Raw genomic sequence first — 16,012 nt, forward strand, 5'->3', positions numbered from 1 at the left:
AAACGATCAAGGGGCCGTTTCAGATCACTCTGAAACGGCCCCTTGATCCGCGACTCTCACGAGTCGGGACGACAGGATTTGAACCTGCGACCCCTTGACCCCCAGTCAAGTGCGCTACCAAGCTGCGCCACGTCCCGATGCCCGTCTGACCTGCGGTTTCCCGGGGCCCGGCGTGCATGAGAACAATACCGCACTCCGGCCGGTGATCACGAACCGCTTCTCGGTACGCCGACGCTTGACCTCAACCGCGGTTCACCTTGCATGTTGTTGCTCATGACGAACACGGCTGAGACCCCCGTACGGGACTTCCACGATCTGCACCGGCTGATGGCCCTGATGACCGGCGACGAGAAGCACGGCCCCGCCGCCACCTCCACACTCGACGCGCTCTGGGTGCTCTACGACCAGGTGCTGCGGGTCTCGCCGGGGAACATCCACACGCCGGACCGGGACCGCTTCCTGCTGTCGAAGGGGCACGGGCCCATGGCGTACTACGCCGTCCTCGCCGCCAAGGGCTTCTTCCCCGAGGAGCTGCTGACGGACTTCGGCTCCTACGACTCGCCGCTCGGCCACCACCCCGACCGGATGCTGGTGCCCGGTGCCGAGATCGGCAGCGGGTCGCTCGGTCACGGCCTGCCGCTGGCCGTGGGCAACGTGCTGGGGCTGCGGGCCCAGGGACTGACCCGGCCCAGGGTATGGGTGCTGATCGGGGACGCCGAGCTGGACGAGGGCAGCAATCACGAGGCCATCGCCTACGCCGGTCCGGCAGGGCTGGAGCAGCTGCACACGCTGGTGATCGACAACTCGTCCGCGACCCTCGGGTGGCCCGGCGGCATCGCCTCCCGCTTCGAGGCCGCCGGGTGGTCGGCCGACACGGTCGACGGACGGGACCACGAGGCGCTCCACGCCGCCTTCACCACCGCGCACCCCGGGCGCCCGCGAGCCGTGGTGGCCCGGGTCGAGCCCAAGAACGCCTGACACGGCTACGAGCCCATCAAGAGGAGACCTTTCATGGACACCATGCGTGACCGTTTCATCTCCACCACGACCCGGCTGCTGGACGAGGACCCGCGGCTCGCCCTGGTTCTCGCGGAGATCAGCAGGGACGGCTTCCAGGATGCCGAGCGTGCCCACCCGCACCGGGTCGTCAATGTCGGGATCAGGGAACAGCTGCTGGTCGGAGTGGGAGGTGGTCTCGCGCTCACCGGGCTCAGGCCGGTGGTGCACACGTTCGCGAGTTTCCTGGTGGAGCGGCCCTTCGAGCAGGTCAAGCTGGATTTCGGGCACCAGGGAGTGGGCGGGGTGCTGGTGAGCGCCGGGGGCTCCTACGACTGGCCGGCCGGCGGTTTCACCCATATGGCGCCGGGTGATGTGGCGCTGATGGACACGCTCGACGGCTGGACCATCCATGTGCCGGGCCACCCGGACGAGGCCGAAGCGCTGCTGCGGCACGCGGCCGCGGGTGACGACCGGGTGTACATACGGCTGTCGCTCCAGTCGAACGAACGGGCGAGACCGGTCACAGGGGCGGGGTTCCTCACCGTGCGCGAGGGGCGCGGAGGTGTGGTGGTGGCCGTGGGTCCGATGCTGGACAACGTTCTGAGGGCGACGGAGGGACTGGACGTGACGGTGCTGTACGCGACGACCGTGCGCCCCTTCGACAACGAGGCCGTCCGCCGCGCCGCGGTCGGCGGGCGGGCCGATGTCGTGCTCGTCGAGCCGTATCTGGCCGGTACGTCGACGGGGGCGGCGAACGACGCCCTGGCGGATCTCCCGCACCGGGTGCTCGGGCTGGGCGTGGCGAAGCGGGAGCTGCGCAAGTACGGGCAGCTGGACGAGCACCTGGTGGCCCACGGGCTGGACGCCGCCGGACTGCGCGAACGGATCAGCGTGTTCCTTGGGCGGTGAACCTCGGCGCCACCGCCGGAAAGGCGCGCGACAGCGGACGTCCCCGCGCGCGGCCCCGTGGCGGCGGCCGCGGACTGGGGCCGCGGAACCACCCGACGGGAGGCCGCTCAGTCCGGCCCGCGACCCAGCTCGGGGTGGGCGGCGAGCAGTGCGCGCGGCGCGGCCTGGCGCCAGGAGTCGACGAGGATGGCGTACAGCTCGTCCGCGTCCAGGGCCGCGAGCCGGACGCGCAGCCACGCGTAGTGGTCGTCGTGCCCCTGGCGCAGGAAGAACTTCTCCGGCTCCGCGGCCATCAGCTCCTCCCGGTCCTCCTCGGGGCACTTGACGCCCATCACCCGGCCGTCGTCGTCCAGCGAGGCGAAGACCCTCCCGCCCTGACCGGCGCGGAACGTGGGCATGCCCCAGGAGAGCTTCTCGACCGCACCCGGCAGGGAGAGCGCGATGCTGCGGACCTCGTCGGCGGTGACCATGTGACAACCGTAGGACCCACCGCTGACAGTGGCGTCAGACGCGCTTGCCGAGCCAGGCCGTCAGGTCGTCGTGCACCTCGTCGCGGTTGGTCTCGTTGAGGATCTCGTGACGGGCGCCGGGATACGCCTTCCAGGTCAGGTCCTCGATGCCGACCCGGCGGAAGTCGTCGAGCAGTTCATGGACGAGCCTCATCCCCTGGTTGCAGGGGTCCTCCGTGCCGACGGCGATGTGCACCGGCAGGTCGCCCGGGATGCGGGCGAGGTTGTCCGGGTCGTTGATCTTCCCGACGGCCCGCAGCCAGTCCAGTGCCAGGCCGGTGCTGAAGGCGAAGCCGCAGCGCTCGTCGCCGGCGTACGCGTCGACCTCGGCCTCGTCCCGCGACAGCCACTCGAAGCCGGTGCGGTGCGGATAGGGGTCGTTGAAGGAGGCGAAGAGTTCGGGGATGTACGGGGAGAGAGCCGTACGGCCGCGCTCCGCGGCCTCCTTCTCCAGGCGGGGGATGTCGGTCTCGGGCTCCGCGCCCGGCAGGGTGCGGAAGGTCCCGGACAGGATCAGTCCGGAGAGCCCGTCGGCGTACTCCTGGGCGTAGTCCCGGGCCAGCATCGAGCCGAGGCTGTGACCGAGGAGAACCAGTGGTACACCGGGATGCAGGGCGCGCGCCTGGTCGCCGACGTCCTTGAGGTCCTCCACGATCGCCCGCCAGCTGTCGGTCACGTCCTCGCCGGTGACGCCGTAGCCGCCGGTCGCGGGCGCGGTCGCGCCGTGGCCGCGGTGGTCGGAGGCCAGCACCCCGTACCCCTGGGCGACGAGGTGACGGGCGAATCGGTCGTAGCGCAGGGCGTGCTCGGCCGCCCCGTGTGCGATCTGCACCAGGGCGTGCGGCCGTCCGCTCTCGGGCAGCCAGGTGTAGGTGGCGATCTGGACGCCGTCGTGGGCGGTGAGCAGTCCGGGGCGGTACGCGGTCATGGCGGATGCCTCCTGAGGGGTTTCGGGTTCCCGGCTCGGTGTCGGGTTCCCGGCTCGTTCCGGGGCTGACCCTCCCCCGGTCGCCGCCACTCATGCCGATGTCGCGCCGAAAGCCCCGGATGAGTGGGATCGAGGGAGCGGTGACCGCGGCGGGGCTCCGCCCGGTATCGCTCCCGGCCAGGGGAGCCCGGCGGCCGCTCATCCATGCCTTCGAACGGCCCGCCCGGAGCGCGCCGCGGGCTGATCGGGTCCGGGCAGGCGCGGGCCGGGCCGCCATGGCCCGAGCGGGTCACGGCCGGCGCGGGCGCCACCGCCCCCGCGCGACCCTCGGCCCCGCCGCCCGCCACCCGGGCGACGGGACCGAGGCGTCGGTCCCGACCGTCAGGGGCGTCCGGGCTCCTGCCCCGCTCGGCCGGGAGTTCACCGCTCGGCCTGGAGGCGTTTCTGCATGCGCTGGATGGTCGCGGTGGTGAGCGCGTTGTTGTCCGTCGCCATGTCGGCCGGCCCGAACATCTGGACGGCCAGAACGGTGTCGCCCATCAGTCCCGTCACCCTGGTGTAGCGCTCATCGGTCTTCTTCCCATAGGTATCGATCAGGCTCGCCCCGATCTCGGCCACCACCTCGTCGAAACCGGTCAGTTGCTCGGTGACGCCCTCACGGATGTTGCCGTAGCGCTCGGCCCCGCTCCGCTGGGTGGCGCACCGGTGGACCGCGTCCTCGGCATCGGCGACGAACGCCCTCGCCGTGGCCGCGTCCTTGAACACCCGTACCTCGGAGTGCCCCTCCATCACCGGCTGCGCCTTGCTGACCAGACGCCTGTACGACACCAGGGTCCCCGGACGGTCGGCGCGGGAGATGATCTGGCAGTCCTCCCGCAGCGCCTCCTCCCCCAGCTCGTAGCTCTCGTCCCCCGCGGCGAACCCGGCACCCCACTCCTCCGGGCCGGCGGCCACCCGGGCCACCAGTCGCTTCGCCTCCTCGGGGGTCCTGGCGGGTTCCTCACCCCTCGGGAGCAGGAGCGCCAGCCCGAGCGCCACGCCCGCGACGACGATCACGCCCACGACGGCCGGGACGAGGAAGCGCCTGGAGCGCCACCCCGGACCCGCGGGCTCCGGCCCGGAAGGCGGGCCGGGAACGGGCTCGGGAGGCGGCGTGGGACGGATGGGGCCGCTCGGCGGTCCTGAGGGCGGTAGGGAGCTCACACCAAGCCCGTACCATCCGGTGGCTGTCTCACGGCCCGTTGCCGTCCTCGACACGGAAACCTCCACCATCCGGCCCACACCGGAAGGCGCCGCCCGGCCCCGCCGGGGGACCGGCCACGCGGCCGCCCCCTCCGGCCGGGGGCGGGGGTGAGGGCGGGGGGTGAGGGCGCCCGCGAGAGTGCGCACGCCCCGGAGTGCGCTGTGCCCCGGTGCGGCGCGCGCCGCACTCCCGGCAGCACACCGACGCGCCGGGGACGGCGCGGCACCCCCTCGCCGGCCGCGGCTCGGGGCCGGCCCCGAGCCGTGGCAGCCTGTGCCCCCCAGGCGCGTTCCGGCCCCTCGGAGCCGCTCACCGCCGTGCCCCCGACACCCCACCACCCTTACGGATGGAGCACGCCCGGTTGTGCCGCGCGGCGGCCGCCGCGATGGTCTGCTGGTCGGCGTCGGCATCCTTCCGTATGCCCCGGGCAGGGCCGGCCGGCCTTCCGGCAAGCTTCCGGACGCGGTGCTGACCAGCATGATCGCCTTCGTACGGATGGGCAGCGCCGGTACCGCGGGCCGCGGCGTGCCGGCGCACCACACGAGCGGGCCCGCGGGAGGGAAACGGGCATCCGCCGGACGAAGGGAGCGCGCCGGCCCCGCCGATCGCGCTCGCGCACAACCCGGTCCGCGAGCGGGCGCAATAGCGGTCCGTTTCGATCGACAAGGGAGCCGAATCGATCCAGCCCCTGTATGCCAGTGGTGCCCCTGTGAAGCCATGAGGTTCGCCCCGGCCCTACGTGCCCTATGCCCACGAAAGCTTTGCCCTTGGCATGTGGCAGAAAGAGGCACGGGGGGAATGCCCTTCGGATAGGAAGGGACAGACCCCTACCACACGCCCCACAGCTCCAATCCCACGTCAATAACCCTTATTCAAGCCATAGTTGACAACCACCTGGAACCGTCCCGAAACGATCAACACCATGGGGTGTCGGCCTGTTCGGGACGGGACCACTGCCGATGCACCACCTGCTCGAACAATCGCGCGAGCAGGCGTTTCGCAGAGGAGAGCTCGCATGGACGGGTACTTCGCAAGTCGACCGCATCATCAACTGCGGGAGCACGTGCGGCGCTTCGCGGAGAACGAGGTCCGGCCCCGCATACCCGTCATGGAGGCGGCCCGGTCGGTCCACCACGAGCTCTCACGGCTCATCGCCCGCCAGGGCTGGCTGGGCGCCACGATCGACCGCGAGCACGGCGGGATGGGCGTCGGCCACCTCGGCAAGACGATCATCATCGAGGAGCTGTCCCGGGTCAGCGGGGCCATGGGCGCGATGGTCCAGGCATCACAGCTGGGCGCCGCCAAGATCGTCCACTTCGGCAACGACGATCAGAAGAAGACCTGGCTGCCCGCCATCGCGGCGGGTGAGTGCCTGCCGACCATCGCCGTCACGGAGCCCGAGTCGGGCGGCCATGTCCTGGGGATGAGCGCGAGCGCCGTCCGCGACGGTGACGACTACCTGCTCAACGGCCGGAAGGTGTTCGTGGGGAACAGCCACGTCGGGGACCTGCACGGCGTCGTGGTCCGGACGGGACCCGGGTCCAGGGGGCTGACGGCGTTCCTCGTCGAGTCGGACCGGCCGGGCTTCCGGGTCGGCGAACAGAAGCCGACCATGGGGCTGCACGGCTTCAGCTTCGGCGAGCTGCTGTTCGACAACTGCCGGGTCCCGGTGTCGAGCCGGCTCGGGGACGAGGGCGACGGGCTGGCCGTCGCGTACTCCTCCAGCGTCCTGTACGGACGGGCGAACCTGACCGCCGTGGCCCTCGGCATCCACCGGGCGATCCTGGAGGAGACGACCAGGTTCTGCGAGGAGCGGATCCGCTACGGCAAGCCGCTGCACGAACTGCCGTCGGTGAAGCTCAAGCTCGGGCAGATCCAGTCCCGGTTGATGACGTCCCGGCTGGCCGCCTATCACGCGGTGCACCTGCTGGACGAAGGGCTGCCCTGCGACGCGGAGCTGATGAACGCGAAGCTCGTCAATGTGGAGTCGACGCTCGACTCCGCGCGCAACGCCATGGAGATCCATGCCGCCGCCGGGCTCTTCACCGACCGTCCGATCGAGCGCTTCCTGCGCGACGCGCACCACATCTTCGCCCCGGCGGGCACGTCCGACGTCCAGTTGCTCCGGCTCGCCGAGGTGGCGCTCGGCACGTCGAAGGGTCAGTGGTCGGAGCGGCTCGCGGACGCGGTCCGGATGGCACCGGCCCACTGAGCCGTGCGAGGCCGTGGCCGGGCCCGGGCCGCCGCAGGACGAACGACGTCCCCGAGGGAAGCTCACCGCTCCCTCGGGGACGTCACCCCTCGCAGGTCACCGAAGGACGGCTCACAGGCCGCCGTCCTCGCGGCGGTGGATCTGCTCCACCAGTTCGGCCGCGAGCGACTTGATGGTCTCCAGGCCCGCGCGCCCCCACGGCCGGGGCTCCGTGTCGACCACACAGATGGTGCCGAGGGCGGTGCCCGTACGGTCGATGAGCGGCGCCCCGAGGTAGGAACGGATCCCGATCTCGTCGACGACCGGATTCCCGGCGAAACGGGGGTAGTCGCAGACGTCCTCCAGGACGAGTGCCTTGCGGCGGACCACCACGTGCGGGCAGTAGCCGTGGTCGCGGGCCATGAAGCGGCTGACACCGCCGGTGGCCGCCGCCGTGGGTTCGAGTTCGGTCCCCGTGTGCGTACCGGCCGGGGTGTGCAGTCCCGCGAAGAACTGCCTGTTCTCGTCGATGAAGTTGACCATCGAGTAGGGCGCGCCGGTCACCTGGGCCAGTTTGCGCGCGAAGTCGTCGAAGGCCGGGTCGGGCCGTTCCCCCATACCGAGTTGTCGCAGCCGCCGCACACGCAGCGGAGCCTCACGATCGACGGGGGTCAGCAGCAGATGGCCGGTGGGATCGTACGTCATGACGGTGCTCCGTAGCTCGGCGCCGGGGCCGGGGCCGGGGTGGTGGTGAGCAGATGCTGAACGAGGGTGACCAGGGTCCCGATCCCGGAGCCGGCGACCCGGGCGTCGCACCGCACGACCGGTACTTCCGGCTTGAGATCGATCGCGGCCCGCACCTCGTCCGGTTCGTAGCGGAAGGAGCCGTCGAACTCGTTGACGGCGACGACGAACCGGATGCCGCGCCGCTCGAAGAAGTCCACCGCCGAGAACGAGTCCTCCAGACGGCGGGTGTCGGCCAGGACGACGGCTCCGAGCGCTCCCTCGGAGAGCTCGTCCCACATGAACCAGAAGCGCTCCTGACCGGGGGTGCCGAACAGGTAGAGCACATGCCGGTCGTCGAGGCCGATCCGGCCGAAGTCCATGGCGACCGTGGTGGTCGTCTTGGACTCCACCCCCTCCAGGCTGTCCGTGGCCTCGCTGATCTGCGTGAGCAGTTCCTCCGTACTCAGCGGTTCGATCTCGCTCACCGCTCCGACGAAGGTCGTCTTGCCCACCCCGAAGCCCCCGGCGACCAGGATCTTCAGGGCGGTGGGAAAGAGGTGGTCCATTTCGTCTCGGCGCTCAGAGGCGTCGTCGTAGGCCATCGAGCACTGCCTCCAACAGGGAACGGTCGGTGGGGTTTCCGTGGAAGCGGGGCGCCCGGGCGGTCAGGGCCCCGCAGTCCACCAGGTCGGAGAGCAGCACCTTGGTGACGACTGCGGGAAGCCTCAGGTGCGCCGCGATCTCCGCCACCGAGGTCGGCCCGTGACACAGGCCCAGGGCCAGCGTGTGCTCGGGGCCGAGGTGGGTCTGCGGCGCCGACCCGGTGGCCATCACCAGGGACAGCAGGTCGAGCGCGGCCGTCGGCCGGGTGCGGCCGCCGCTCACCGTGTAGGGGCGGATGAGGCGGCCGGCCGCGTCGTCGAGCCAGGGTCCGTCCTGGGGGGACGTCATGGCTCAGTGTCCCGTGATGCCCGGCGCCGCCGCGGTCTGTCTGGCCGGTGTGACCAGGTACGGTCGGACGCTCTTCACCAGCATGGTCATCTCGTAGCCGAGGACGGCGGCGTCCGTCTCGCGGCCGGCCAGCACCGCGAGGCAGGTTCCGGAACCGGCCGTGGAGACGAACAGCAGGGCGGAGTCCAGTTCGACGACGACCTGGCGCACCTCGCTGCCGTCACCGAACCTCACACCCGCGCTGCGGCCCAGCGAGTACAGGCCGGAGGCGAGGGCGGCCATGTGGTCGGCGCTGTCGGTGTCCAGCCCGTGGACCGATTTCACCAGGCCGTCCGAGGAGAGCAGAACCGCGCTGCGGGTGTACGGGACCCGCTGGACCAGGCCGCTGAGCAGCCAGTCGAGATCCGAGGAATGGCCGGTAGGCGCATCGCTCGCCATGGTGCATCTACTCCTTGTGAGCATCGTCGTGTCGCTGCGGTTCCGGGCGTACGGGCTTGGCGGGCATGGATTCGGCGAGGCCGATGCCGCGCTGGAAGGCAGCCATCAGTCCGGGGTCGTGCAGGGTGAGGTCGTCGCTGTCGCGCGGGGCGGGCGCGTCCCGCAGTTGCGGCACGAGGTGTTCCTGCGCGCGGCGCTTGGGCAGCTGGGGGCGGCTCATGGAGCCGTGGAGGGCGTCCTGCCGCGGGGGCTCGGGCGGCTGCGCCGCGGTGCGGTGGTGTTCCGCGGCGGAGTCCGCGGGTCGGGGGGCGCGGGGCGCGGGCGGCGCGAGGGGCGGGTCGGGCAGGCCGGCCCGGCTCCCGCGCAGGGGAAGGGGGGCGCTGCCGTCGGCGCGGGGCGCGGGTTCGGGGGCGTAGTGGGGGGCCGGTCCGTGCGGGCCGCCCGGCAGGACGGGCGGTTCGGTGGCCACGTGCACGGGCCGGCGGCGCGCGGGTTCGGGAGCGGCGGTCGGGACCGGGGTGGCCGGGGCGTGTCGTACGGGCGGGGCCGCCGGGACGGCGGGGGTGGGGTGGGGGGCGGAAGCGGCGGACGCGGGCTGGTGGGAGGCGGGCGGGGACGGATGCCGGTCGGCCTGTGGCAGTTTCTCGGTCTCCGCGCCGAGCAGCCCCTGGGGCAGTACGAGTACGGCCTGCACGCCGCCGTAGATATTGGACTGCAGACGGACGGCGATGCCGTGTCTGCGGGCGAGCGCCGAGACGACGAACAGGCCGATGCGGCCGTCCTGGAGGAGATGGGCCACGTTGACCTGGTCCGGGTCGGTCAGCAGGGCGTTCATCCTGTCCTGCTCGATGACCGGCATCCCGAGCCCGCGGTCCTCCACCTCGATGGCGAGCCCCGCCGTGACGTGCTGGGCGCGCAGCAGGACCGTGGTGTGCGGCGCCGAGAACAGGGTGGCGTTCTCGACCAGCTCGGCGAGCAGGTGGATGACGTCGGCGACGGCGTGTCCGCGCAGGGTGCCGTCGATGGGCGGCACCAGTTTGACCCGCGGGTACTGCTCCACTTCCGCGATGGAGGAGCGCAGCACCTCGGTCATGGTGACCGGGTTGGACCACTGGCGGCGCGACATGGCTCCGCCCAGCACGGCCAGGTTCTCGGCGTGCCGACGGATCCGGGTGGCCAGGTGGTCGACGTGGAACAGCCCCTTGAGGAGTTCCGGGTCCTCGACCTCGTTCTCGAGCTCGTCGAGGAGCTGGATCTCGCGGTGGACCAGGGACTGGAGCCGGCGGGCGAGGTTGACGAAGACCTCGACCTTCTGTTCGTTGCCGACGCTGCTCGACAGCCGGGACGCCTGGACGACGGCCGCCACGGCGGCCTCGTGGGACCGGCCGAGCTCCTCGGCGAGCAGGTCGAACCCGTCCCCGCCGGCGGAGGGGGGCGGTGGGCCCTGCCGTACGGGCGGGCGTTCCCCTCGGCGCAGCTGTTCGACCACCGCGCGCAGTTCGTTCTGGCCGCGCGCGGTACTGCGCCGCAGTGCGTTGCACCGGTCGAGGACGGCCTTGGCGGCGCGGTCGGCGCCCAGGGCGGCGACGGCGACGGCGGCCACGGCGAGCGCCGCGGATCCCGTCAGGGCGCCCCACAGTCCGGGCGTGGGCCGGGCGTCGGTGGAACGGATGGTGAAGAGGACGGCTGCCGCCCCGCCGAGCGCGACCACGACGGCCGGCAGCACGGAGACGCGCAGGAGTTGAGGGCGTATGCGGGCTTCCGTCGACGGTGTCGCGGCGTGCGGCCTCCCGGTGTGGGACAGCGAACGAGCGCCTGGCCGGCCGTGCCGGCCGCCCTCACGGCGGTCCGGCCGCGCGACGGGTGCGCGAAGTTGAGACATCAGCGTCCTTGGTACGTGGGCCCCAGGAATCGGCGTGTGTACGGGTGCTCCGATCGGTGCATCATCGGACACCTCACGCGTCCGATGAGCCCACCGTTGATCACCGACCACACACGGTAGTCGTCAACCGTTCACGTGCGATGTGCAGTTGACAAAGTTGCCCACCGAGCGTCCCGCTCTGGTATGAGGGCTCGTACGAAAGAACGAAAAGAGTGCGGGTGCATGGCGCCTCGCGGGCACGCCGTCGAAGGCCTCGCCCACGCCCGGCGGCCGCACCCGGGCACACGGGGAAGAGAGTGCGCGGGCACGAGGGGGAAGGGGCGGAGAAGGCCGTACGGCGCCGGAAGTCCGCTCCCGGCGCCGTACGGATGTGTCCGCCTGCCCACCGCCGACGGCGATCCGGTGGGCGGAGCGTTGCGCAGGAACGATTCGTCGGCGGTGGGCCGCTCATCGTGCGGAGGCGCGGACCCGCCTCCACGCGGCGGCCGGGAGCACGCCGATCATTCGGCTCATCGATGCGGATGCTGTCTGGAGAGGGTGGACGTGGACGCTCTGTACGGATGCTGGCCGGGGATGCTCGCGCCGGATGCCCTGCGCAGGGCCACGCCCCGGAGCGCCGGCGCCGGTCCGGCCGGTACCCGCTCTTCGCGAGGCGCGCCGGTCAGTTGTGCGGGGCCAGCGTGTCGAACGCGGGGCTGACAAGCCGCTTGACGGCGTTCGCGTTTCTGGGGCGTGGCGTTTCACCCGGAAGAGGACCCTCGGGTTCGAGGATCCGTCGCTGGGAGATCAGATAACCCAGTTCCGCCCTGCTGCGGCTGCCCAGCGCTTCGGACACCTTCCTGATATGGGTGGACACGGTACGGGTGCTCACTCCCAACCGGGCCGCGATCGTTTCGTCCGTGTGCCCGGTCACGACCATACGGAGCATGGTCCTGCGGACGGAGTTGGTGAGGAGGTCCGGACGGTGCTGTTCCATGGCGATGGAGACGGGCTCTGCCCGCTCCCACATGTGCTCGAATATCTTGGTGAGAAAGCCGATTGCACCGGGGTGCCGGATGGCCAGTGCGGCGCTCTTGCGCTCGGGGCCGCCGGGAATGAAGGCGACGGAGCGATCGCAGATGATGACGCGTTCGAAGATCTCGTCCAGCGTGCGCACCTGGGCCCCCTCCGCGAGGACCCTCTCGATGTACGCCAGGGTGGGCCCGTGCGAGCGCACACTGTGCTGATAGAGCGTGCGCTGCCGTACGCCCTGCCGTACGAGGGCGAGATCGCGGGGCAGCGCCTCGGCGAGCAGCGCCGGCGGTCGGCCTCCGCCGGGCTGAGCGGTCAGCAGCTCCTCCTTGCAGGAGGCCACCGCCAGCTGCAACGCCTCCCCGATGACCTCCTCGCCGCTCAGGGACTCGATGGGGAGCTCCGCTTGCCGCTGGACCTTCCGGTAGACGACCTCCGCCGCGAGGAACGAGGAATGCAGGGACTCCAGAGTGCGCTGGCGCTGTTCGATGTCACGCTCAACCGGACGCGTAAGCTCCGATTCCGCGATTCTCGGCGGGACCGGAACGAATGAATTTTGCCCACCGGGCAGCGGCCTCAGGAGCCCGCACCGGATGAGACATTCGGGCACATCGCCCGAAACCGTCCCCACCTCCAGCGCTTCGCAGTACCACCGCAGCCCCTCATCACACAGGCGCACCTCTTGGGAAGATGCAGCCATGTCCGAACATTGACGCATTTGCCCATCCTTCGTGTTGCCGCAATTCGTGATCAGGATGCCAGGCGGGCTCGCGTCGCCGCTGGAATATGCGCACGATTAACTTGTCGCAAACAATGCGGCCGGACGGACAGGAGCGGCATCTTCTCGGACCTGGTTCACCAGAACCCCGTCCGGGAATTTTTGATGTACAGGGATCAGGCACTGCCAAACGTGCAAACAATCACATCGAAGAGGTGTCGGTATGTCTCGGAACGTCATCACTACGCACACTTGCCTTTCAGCCTCCATACGCACCGCGCTGCAGGCACGGCACGACTCGGCCTGGGGCTGACGAACCGGTGGAACACGTTCCGCAATTCGATATCCGGACCTTTTGTCTCCGCTCCCAGCTGAATATGTCTCATATTCAGAGACGTCTCACCCGGTGAATATGGACAGCCCCTTGTTACGGGTTCGTCATGTCGAACATGGATCATCCGGGGCATCGGCTGAGCGATCCATGCCTCGGACGTACAGCCGTTACCCGCGGTTGCCGGAAACATTCAGCAACCGCAAAGTCGAGGGTGCAAAAAGGTGGCGGTCCGTCAACTACGTTCAGGCATTCAGTCGTTGGCGAGATCATCGGGAGTCGACCGGGCGAGATCGGCGAGGGTGGCGAGGGCCCAGGAGAGCGTTCCGGCGCCGGGCGACGCCAGTCCCAGACGGATCGCGTTCGGAGCGCGGTGACGGCCGACGGAGAACGCGGCGGCCGGCGTCACCGCGATCCCCTGCCGCGCCGCGGCGGCGACGAACGTGTCGGCACGCCACGGACGCGGCAACTCCCACCAGCGGTAGAACGAGCCGGGGTCGCCGCGCGTGACGAAGTCACCGAGGTGGCGACCGGCGAGCTCCTGCCGCGCCACGGCCTCCCGCTGTTTGGCCCGCACGAGTGTTCGCACGGTGCCGTCCGCCTGCCACTGGGACATCGCCTCCAGCGGAAACCGCATGGGGGCCCAGCCGCCGGAGCGCAGCGACGCGACGACTCCTCCCGCGACGGCGGCGGGGGCCACCGCGAACCCGAGGGACAGGCCCGGGGACAGTCGCTTGGACAGGCTGTCGACGAGGACCGTCCGCTCGGGCGCGCGCGAGGCGAGGGGTGGCAGGTCGTCCCTGAGGAAGGCCCAGACGGCGTCCTCGATCGCGTGGATGCCCAACTTCAGCAGGACTTCGGCCAAATGGTCCAGCCTTTTTTCGGGCATAGTGAGCGACAACGGGTTGTGAAGGGTTGGCTGGACGTAGACGGCGTGCAGCGGTCCGGAGCGGTGCGCCTCCTCCACCGCCTCCGGGACCAGACCGGCCTCATCCATGGCCAAAGGGACGAGAGTGACGCCGAGCCGGGTGGCGATCGCCTTGAGCACCGGGTAGGTCAGCGCCTCGACTCCCAGCCGCGCGCCCGGCCGCGCCAGCGCGGCGACCACGGCGGAGATCGCCTGGCGGCCGCTCCCGGCGAACAGTATCCGCGAGGGATCCGGGCGCCAGCCGCCGCGTGCCAGCAGATCGGCCGCGGCGTCGCGCGCCGCGGGCGTACCGGCCGGACCGACCGGCCGCAGCGCGGACTCCAGGACGTCGGCGCGCAGCAGTCCGCCCAGGCCGGCGGCCAGAAGCCCGGCCTGTTCGGGCACCACCGGATAGTTGAGCTCCAGGTCGACCCGCCGCTCCGCCGGTTCGGACAGGGCGGGGGCGGCGGCCGCGCCGGACGGGGCGCGTACGAAGGTGCCGCGGCCCACTTCGCCGACGGTGAGACCCCGTCGCGCGAGCTCCTGGTAGACGCGCGTGGCCGTGGAGTTGGCGATGCCGTGCCGCTGGGCGAAGTCCCGCTGCGGGGGCAGCCGGTCCCCCGCCCTGAGCCGGCCCGCCCTGATCTCCTCGGCCACCGCGTCGGCGACGCTCCGATAGTCCTTCACAGATATCTCCTCCCGTACGGATCACATCCAAGTACAGGATTGCACCGAGTTCAATGTTCCGCATTGAACCGAGCAAAGGATCGACCTACACTCGCAATTGCTCCGACGTATTGCTGTGCAGCTGATCCTAAGCGCACCGAGCCGACGGCCGGAGCACTCTCCGTGAGGAAGGAACCCGCAGCCCGGTGAAGACCACGGCCCGCACGACAGGGAGCCGGACGCCCCTCCCGCCGCCCCGTTGCGGCCGGTGCGAGTTCACCTCGCTCGGGTACGACCGGCGGAAGGCGGCGGAGCTGCTCCTGGAGTACGCGGGCCACTGGCAGCGGGTCCTGGCGGGGCCGGACGTCGGACGGCGGTACAGCTGTGCGGCCGCCTGGTCGCCACTGGAACACGGCTGCCACGTAAGGGACATGTGTCTGCTGTTCCACCGGCGGATCGACACGACGCTCGGAACCGCCCCCTCGGGCGCGCCGGCCGCCGACGGTCCGGAGCCTCCGCCGGGCCGCGACGAGGACGCGGGGCGGGCCTCCGAGGAGCTGGGCCTGGCCGCCGAGGCCCTGGCCGGGCGCTTCGCGACACTCACCGCCGACGACTGGGAGCACGAGGATCCTCGCCTCCCCGAGCTGCGGCTGACCGTCGATTTCCTCACCCGGCATTTTCTCCACGACATCGTCCATGACCTCTCCGAGGTACTGCGCCGCCCCCAGGGGATCCCCTCGGGCGGCACTCCACGGATCCGAACAGAAAGCAGCGGCCAGCCATGGTTGAGTTGAGCGGAGTACTGGGTGTCGCGATGGTGGCCCTGGGAATGGTGCTCACCCCCGGCCCGAACATGATCTATCTCGTTTCCCGGAGCATCACCCAGGGGCGGCGCGCCGGAGTCATATCCCTCGGCGGTGTCGCTCTGGGTTTCGTGGTCTATCTGCTGGCCACGAACCTCGGACTGTCGGTCGTCTTCATCGCGTTCCCCCAGTTGTACGTCGCCGTGAAACTGGCCGGCGCGGTCTACCTGGCATATCTCGCCTGGAACGCCCTGAAGCCCGGCGGCGTCTCCGTCTTCGCCCCCCAGGACATCCCGCACGACTCACCGCGCAAACTGTTCACCATGGGCCTGATGACGAATCTGCTCAACCCGAAGATCGCCATCATGTATTTGTCGCTCATCCCGCAGTTCATCAACCTGGACGCCGGGCACGTCCTGTTCCAGGGGCTCGTGCTCGGCTCCGTCCAGATCGTGGTGGCCCTCACCGTCAACCTGTCGATCGTCCTGGCGGCCGGAACGATCGCCGTCTTCCTCGCCCGGCGACCGTCCTTCCTCAAGGTCCAGCGCTACATGATGGGGACGGCGCTCGGCCTGCTGGCCATCTCGGTCGCGATGGACACCTCGATGCCCGCCAGTTCGAGCTGATCCCGGGCGCTCGTGGTCAGACGCTTCGTATGCTCCTGGAGTGATCGGACGCCGACGTCGCCGTGGCCGAGTGCTTCGATGCCCTGGACGGCGGCGGCGAGGGCCTGGACGGTGGTGAGGCAGGGGACGCCGCGGGCGACGGCGGCGGTGCGGATCTCGTAGCCGTCGAGGCGG

16 protein-coding genes and 1 tRNA gene are annotated in these 16,012 nt (G+C 70.7%); 5 read left to right on the plus strand and 12 right to left on the minus strand.

Annotated elements, in window-relative coordinates; translation table 11 throughout:
• Positions 1-63: 63 nt before the first annotated feature.
• A tRNA-Pro gene (locus tag PUR26_RS22590) sits at positions 64-137 on the minus strand.
• 136 nt (positions 138-273) lie between these two features.
• Between PUR26_RS22590 and PUR26_RS22595 the strand changes: the two genes are divergently transcribed.
• Entirely contained in the window at positions 274-978 is a 705-nt protein-coding gene (locus tag PUR26_RS22595; RefSeq protein ID WP_329874316.1) for a transketolase, read from the plus strand.
• Positions 979-1,011: 33 nt separating this feature from the next.
• Positions 1,012-1,908: a transketolase family protein gene (locus PUR26_RS22600; RefSeq protein WP_329874318.1), complete on the plus strand. Its 897-nt coding sequence runs from the start codon at positions 1,012-1,014 to the stop codon at positions 1,906-1,908.
• Positions 1,909-2,015: 107 nt separating this feature from the next.
• Here the strand turns inward: PUR26_RS22600 and PUR26_RS22605 are convergent, their stop codons facing one another.
• The 3 genes from PUR26_RS22605 to PUR26_RS22615 form a co-directional block, all read right to left on the minus strand.
• Complete coding sequence (locus tag PUR26_RS22605) at positions 2,016-2,378, minus strand: MmcQ/YjbR family DNA-binding protein (RefSeq protein ID WP_329874320.1); 363 nt, start codon at positions 2,376-2,378, stop codon at positions 2,016-2,018.
• Positions 2,379-2,412: 34 nt separating this feature from the next.
• A complete protein-coding gene (locus PUR26_RS22610; RefSeq protein ID WP_329874322.1) occupies positions 2,413-3,345 on the minus strand; it encodes an alpha/beta hydrolase in 933 nt (310 codons plus the stop codon).
• Positions 3,346-3,765: 420 nt separating this feature from the next.
• Positions 3,766-4,401 (minus strand): hypothetical protein, encoded by a 636-nt coding sequence (locus PUR26_RS22615; protein ID WP_329874324.1) that lies wholly within the window; start codon positions 4,399-4,401, stop codon positions 3,766-3,768.
• Positions 4,402-5,603: 1,202 nt separating this feature from the next.
• Here PUR26_RS22615 and PUR26_RS22620 point away from each other — a divergent pair.
• Positions 5,604-6,800 (plus strand): acyl-CoA dehydrogenase family protein, encoded by a 1,197-nt coding sequence (locus PUR26_RS22620; RefSeq protein ID WP_329874326.1) that lies wholly within the window; start codon positions 5,604-5,606, stop codon positions 6,798-6,800.
• 111 nt (positions 6,801-6,911) lie between these two features.
• Here PUR26_RS22620 and PUR26_RS22625 read toward each other — a convergent pair whose 3' ends face one another.
• The 7 genes from PUR26_RS22625 to PUR26_RS22655 form a co-directional block, all read right to left on the minus strand.
• Positions 6,912-7,484 (minus strand): GAF domain-containing protein, encoded by a 573-nt coding sequence (locus tag PUR26_RS22625; protein ID WP_329874328.1) that lies wholly within the window; start codon positions 7,482-7,484, stop codon positions 6,912-6,914.
• Positions 7,481-8,107 carry a GTP-binding protein gene (locus tag PUR26_RS22630; RefSeq protein ID WP_329874330.1) on the minus strand — a complete coding sequence of 209 codons (627 nt, stop codon included), beginning with the start codon at positions 8,105-8,107 and terminating at the stop codon, positions 7,481-7,483. The genes PUR26_RS22625 and PUR26_RS22630 overlap by 4 nt, the downstream gene beginning before the upstream one ends.
• The gene (locus PUR26_RS22635; RefSeq protein ID WP_329874332.1) at positions 8,085-8,456 is read right to left on the minus strand and encodes a DUF742 domain-containing protein; all 372 of its coding nucleotides are present in this window, start codon (positions 8,454-8,456) and stop codon (positions 8,085-8,087) included. Before PUR26_RS22635 ends, PUR26_RS22630 begins: the two co-directional genes overlap by 23 nt.
• Positions 8,457-8,459: 3 nt before the next feature.
• The gene (locus PUR26_RS22640; RefSeq protein ID WP_329874334.1) at positions 8,460-8,894 is read right to left on the minus strand and encodes a roadblock/LC7 domain-containing protein; all 435 of its coding nucleotides are present in this window, start codon (positions 8,892-8,894) and stop codon (positions 8,460-8,462) included.
• Positions 8,895-8,901: 7 nt separating this feature from the next.
• Positions 8,902-10,776, minus strand: coding sequence for a sensor histidine kinase (locus tag PUR26_RS22645; RefSeq protein WP_329874336.1), 1,875 nt, complete (start codon positions 10,774-10,776; stop codon positions 8,902-8,904).
• A 661-nt stretch (positions 10,777-11,437) separates the two neighbouring features.
• Positions 11,438-12,487 (minus strand): LuxR C-terminal-related transcriptional regulator, encoded by a 1,050-nt coding sequence (locus PUR26_RS22650; RefSeq protein ID WP_329874338.1) that lies wholly within the window; start codon positions 12,485-12,487, stop codon positions 11,438-11,440.
• Positions 12,488-13,089: 602 nt separating this feature from the next.
• The gene (locus PUR26_RS22655) at positions 13,090-14,430 is read right to left on the minus strand and encodes an aminotransferase-like domain-containing protein (protein WP_329874340.1); all 1,341 of its coding nucleotides are present in this window, start codon (positions 14,428-14,430) and stop codon (positions 13,090-13,092) included.
• A gap of 185 nt (positions 14,431-14,615) precedes the next feature.
• Between PUR26_RS22655 and PUR26_RS22660 the strand changes: the two genes are divergently transcribed.
• Positions 14,616-15,203: a hypothetical protein gene (locus tag PUR26_RS22660; protein ID WP_329874342.1), complete on the plus strand. Its 588-nt coding sequence runs from the start codon at positions 14,616-14,618 to the stop codon at positions 15,201-15,203.
• Positions 15,191-15,838, plus strand: a complete 648-nt coding sequence (locus tag PUR26_RS22665) for a LysE family translocator (protein WP_329874344.1) — start codon at positions 15,191-15,193, stop codon at positions 15,836-15,838. Before PUR26_RS22660 ends, PUR26_RS22665 begins: the two co-directional genes overlap by 13 nt.
• Here the strand turns inward: PUR26_RS22665 and PUR26_RS22670 are convergent.
• A partial coding sequence (locus PUR26_RS22670; protein ID WP_329874346.1) for a hypothetical protein occupies positions 15,760-16,012 on the minus strand: 253 nt, incomplete at its 5' end. The genes PUR26_RS22665 and PUR26_RS22670 overlap by 79 nt on opposite strands.

The sequence above is a fragment of the Streptomyces sp. SP18CS02 genome (assembly GCF_036322365.1).
GTDB lineage: Bacteria > Actinomycetota > Actinomycetes > Streptomycetales > Streptomycetaceae > Streptomyces.

What these genes read in the sequence shown, in the direction of transcription:
- PUR26_RS22605 (WP_329874320.1), bottom strand. Translation starts at nt 2,378, where the DNA reads ATGGTCACCGCCGACGAGGTCCGCAGCATCGCGCTCTCCCTGCCGGGT.
- PUR26_RS22625 (WP_329874328.1), bottom strand. Translation starts at nt 7,484, where the DNA reads ATGACGTACGATCCCACCGGCCATCTGCTGCTGACCCCCGTCGATCGT.
- PUR26_RS22630 (WP_329874330.1), bottom strand. Translation starts at nt 8,107, where the DNA reads ATGGCCTACGACGACGCCTCTGAGCGCCGAGACGAAATGGACCACCTC.
- PUR26_RS22645 (WP_329874336.1), bottom strand. Translation starts at nt 10,776, where the DNA reads ATGTCTCAACTTCGCGCACCCGTCGCGCGGCCGGACCGCCGTGAGGGC.
- PUR26_RS22610 (WP_329874322.1), bottom strand. Translation starts at nt 3,345, where the DNA reads ATGACCGCGTACCGCCCCGGACTGCTCACCGCCCACGACGGCGTCCAG.
- PUR26_RS22600 (WP_329874318.1), top strand. Translation starts at nt 1,012, where the DNA reads ATGGACACCATGCGTGACCGTTTCATCTCCACCACGACCCGGCTGCTG.
- PUR26_RS22620 (WP_329874326.1), top strand. Translation starts at nt 5,604, where the DNA reads ATGGACGGGTACTTCGCAAGTCGACCGCATCATCAACTGCGGGAGCAC.
- PUR26_RS22640 (WP_329874334.1), bottom strand. Translation starts at nt 8,894, where the DNA reads ATGGCGAGCGATGCGCCTACCGGCCATTCCTCGGATCTCGACTGGCTG.
- PUR26_RS22665 (WP_329874344.1), top strand. Translation starts at nt 15,191, where the DNA reads ATGGTTGAGTTGAGCGGAGTACTGGGTGTCGCGATGGTGGCCCTGGGA.
- PUR26_RS22635 (WP_329874332.1), bottom strand. Translation starts at nt 8,456, where the DNA reads ATGACGTCCCCCCAGGACGGACCCTGGCTCGACGACGCGGCCGGCCGC.
- PUR26_RS22650 (WP_329874338.1), bottom strand. Translation starts at nt 12,487, where the DNA reads ATGGCTGCATCTTCCCAAGAGGTGCGCCTGTGTGATGAGGGGCTGCGG.
- PUR26_RS22595 (WP_329874316.1), top strand. Translation starts at nt 274, where the DNA reads ATGACGAACACGGCTGAGACCCCCGTACGGGACTTCCACGATCTGCAC.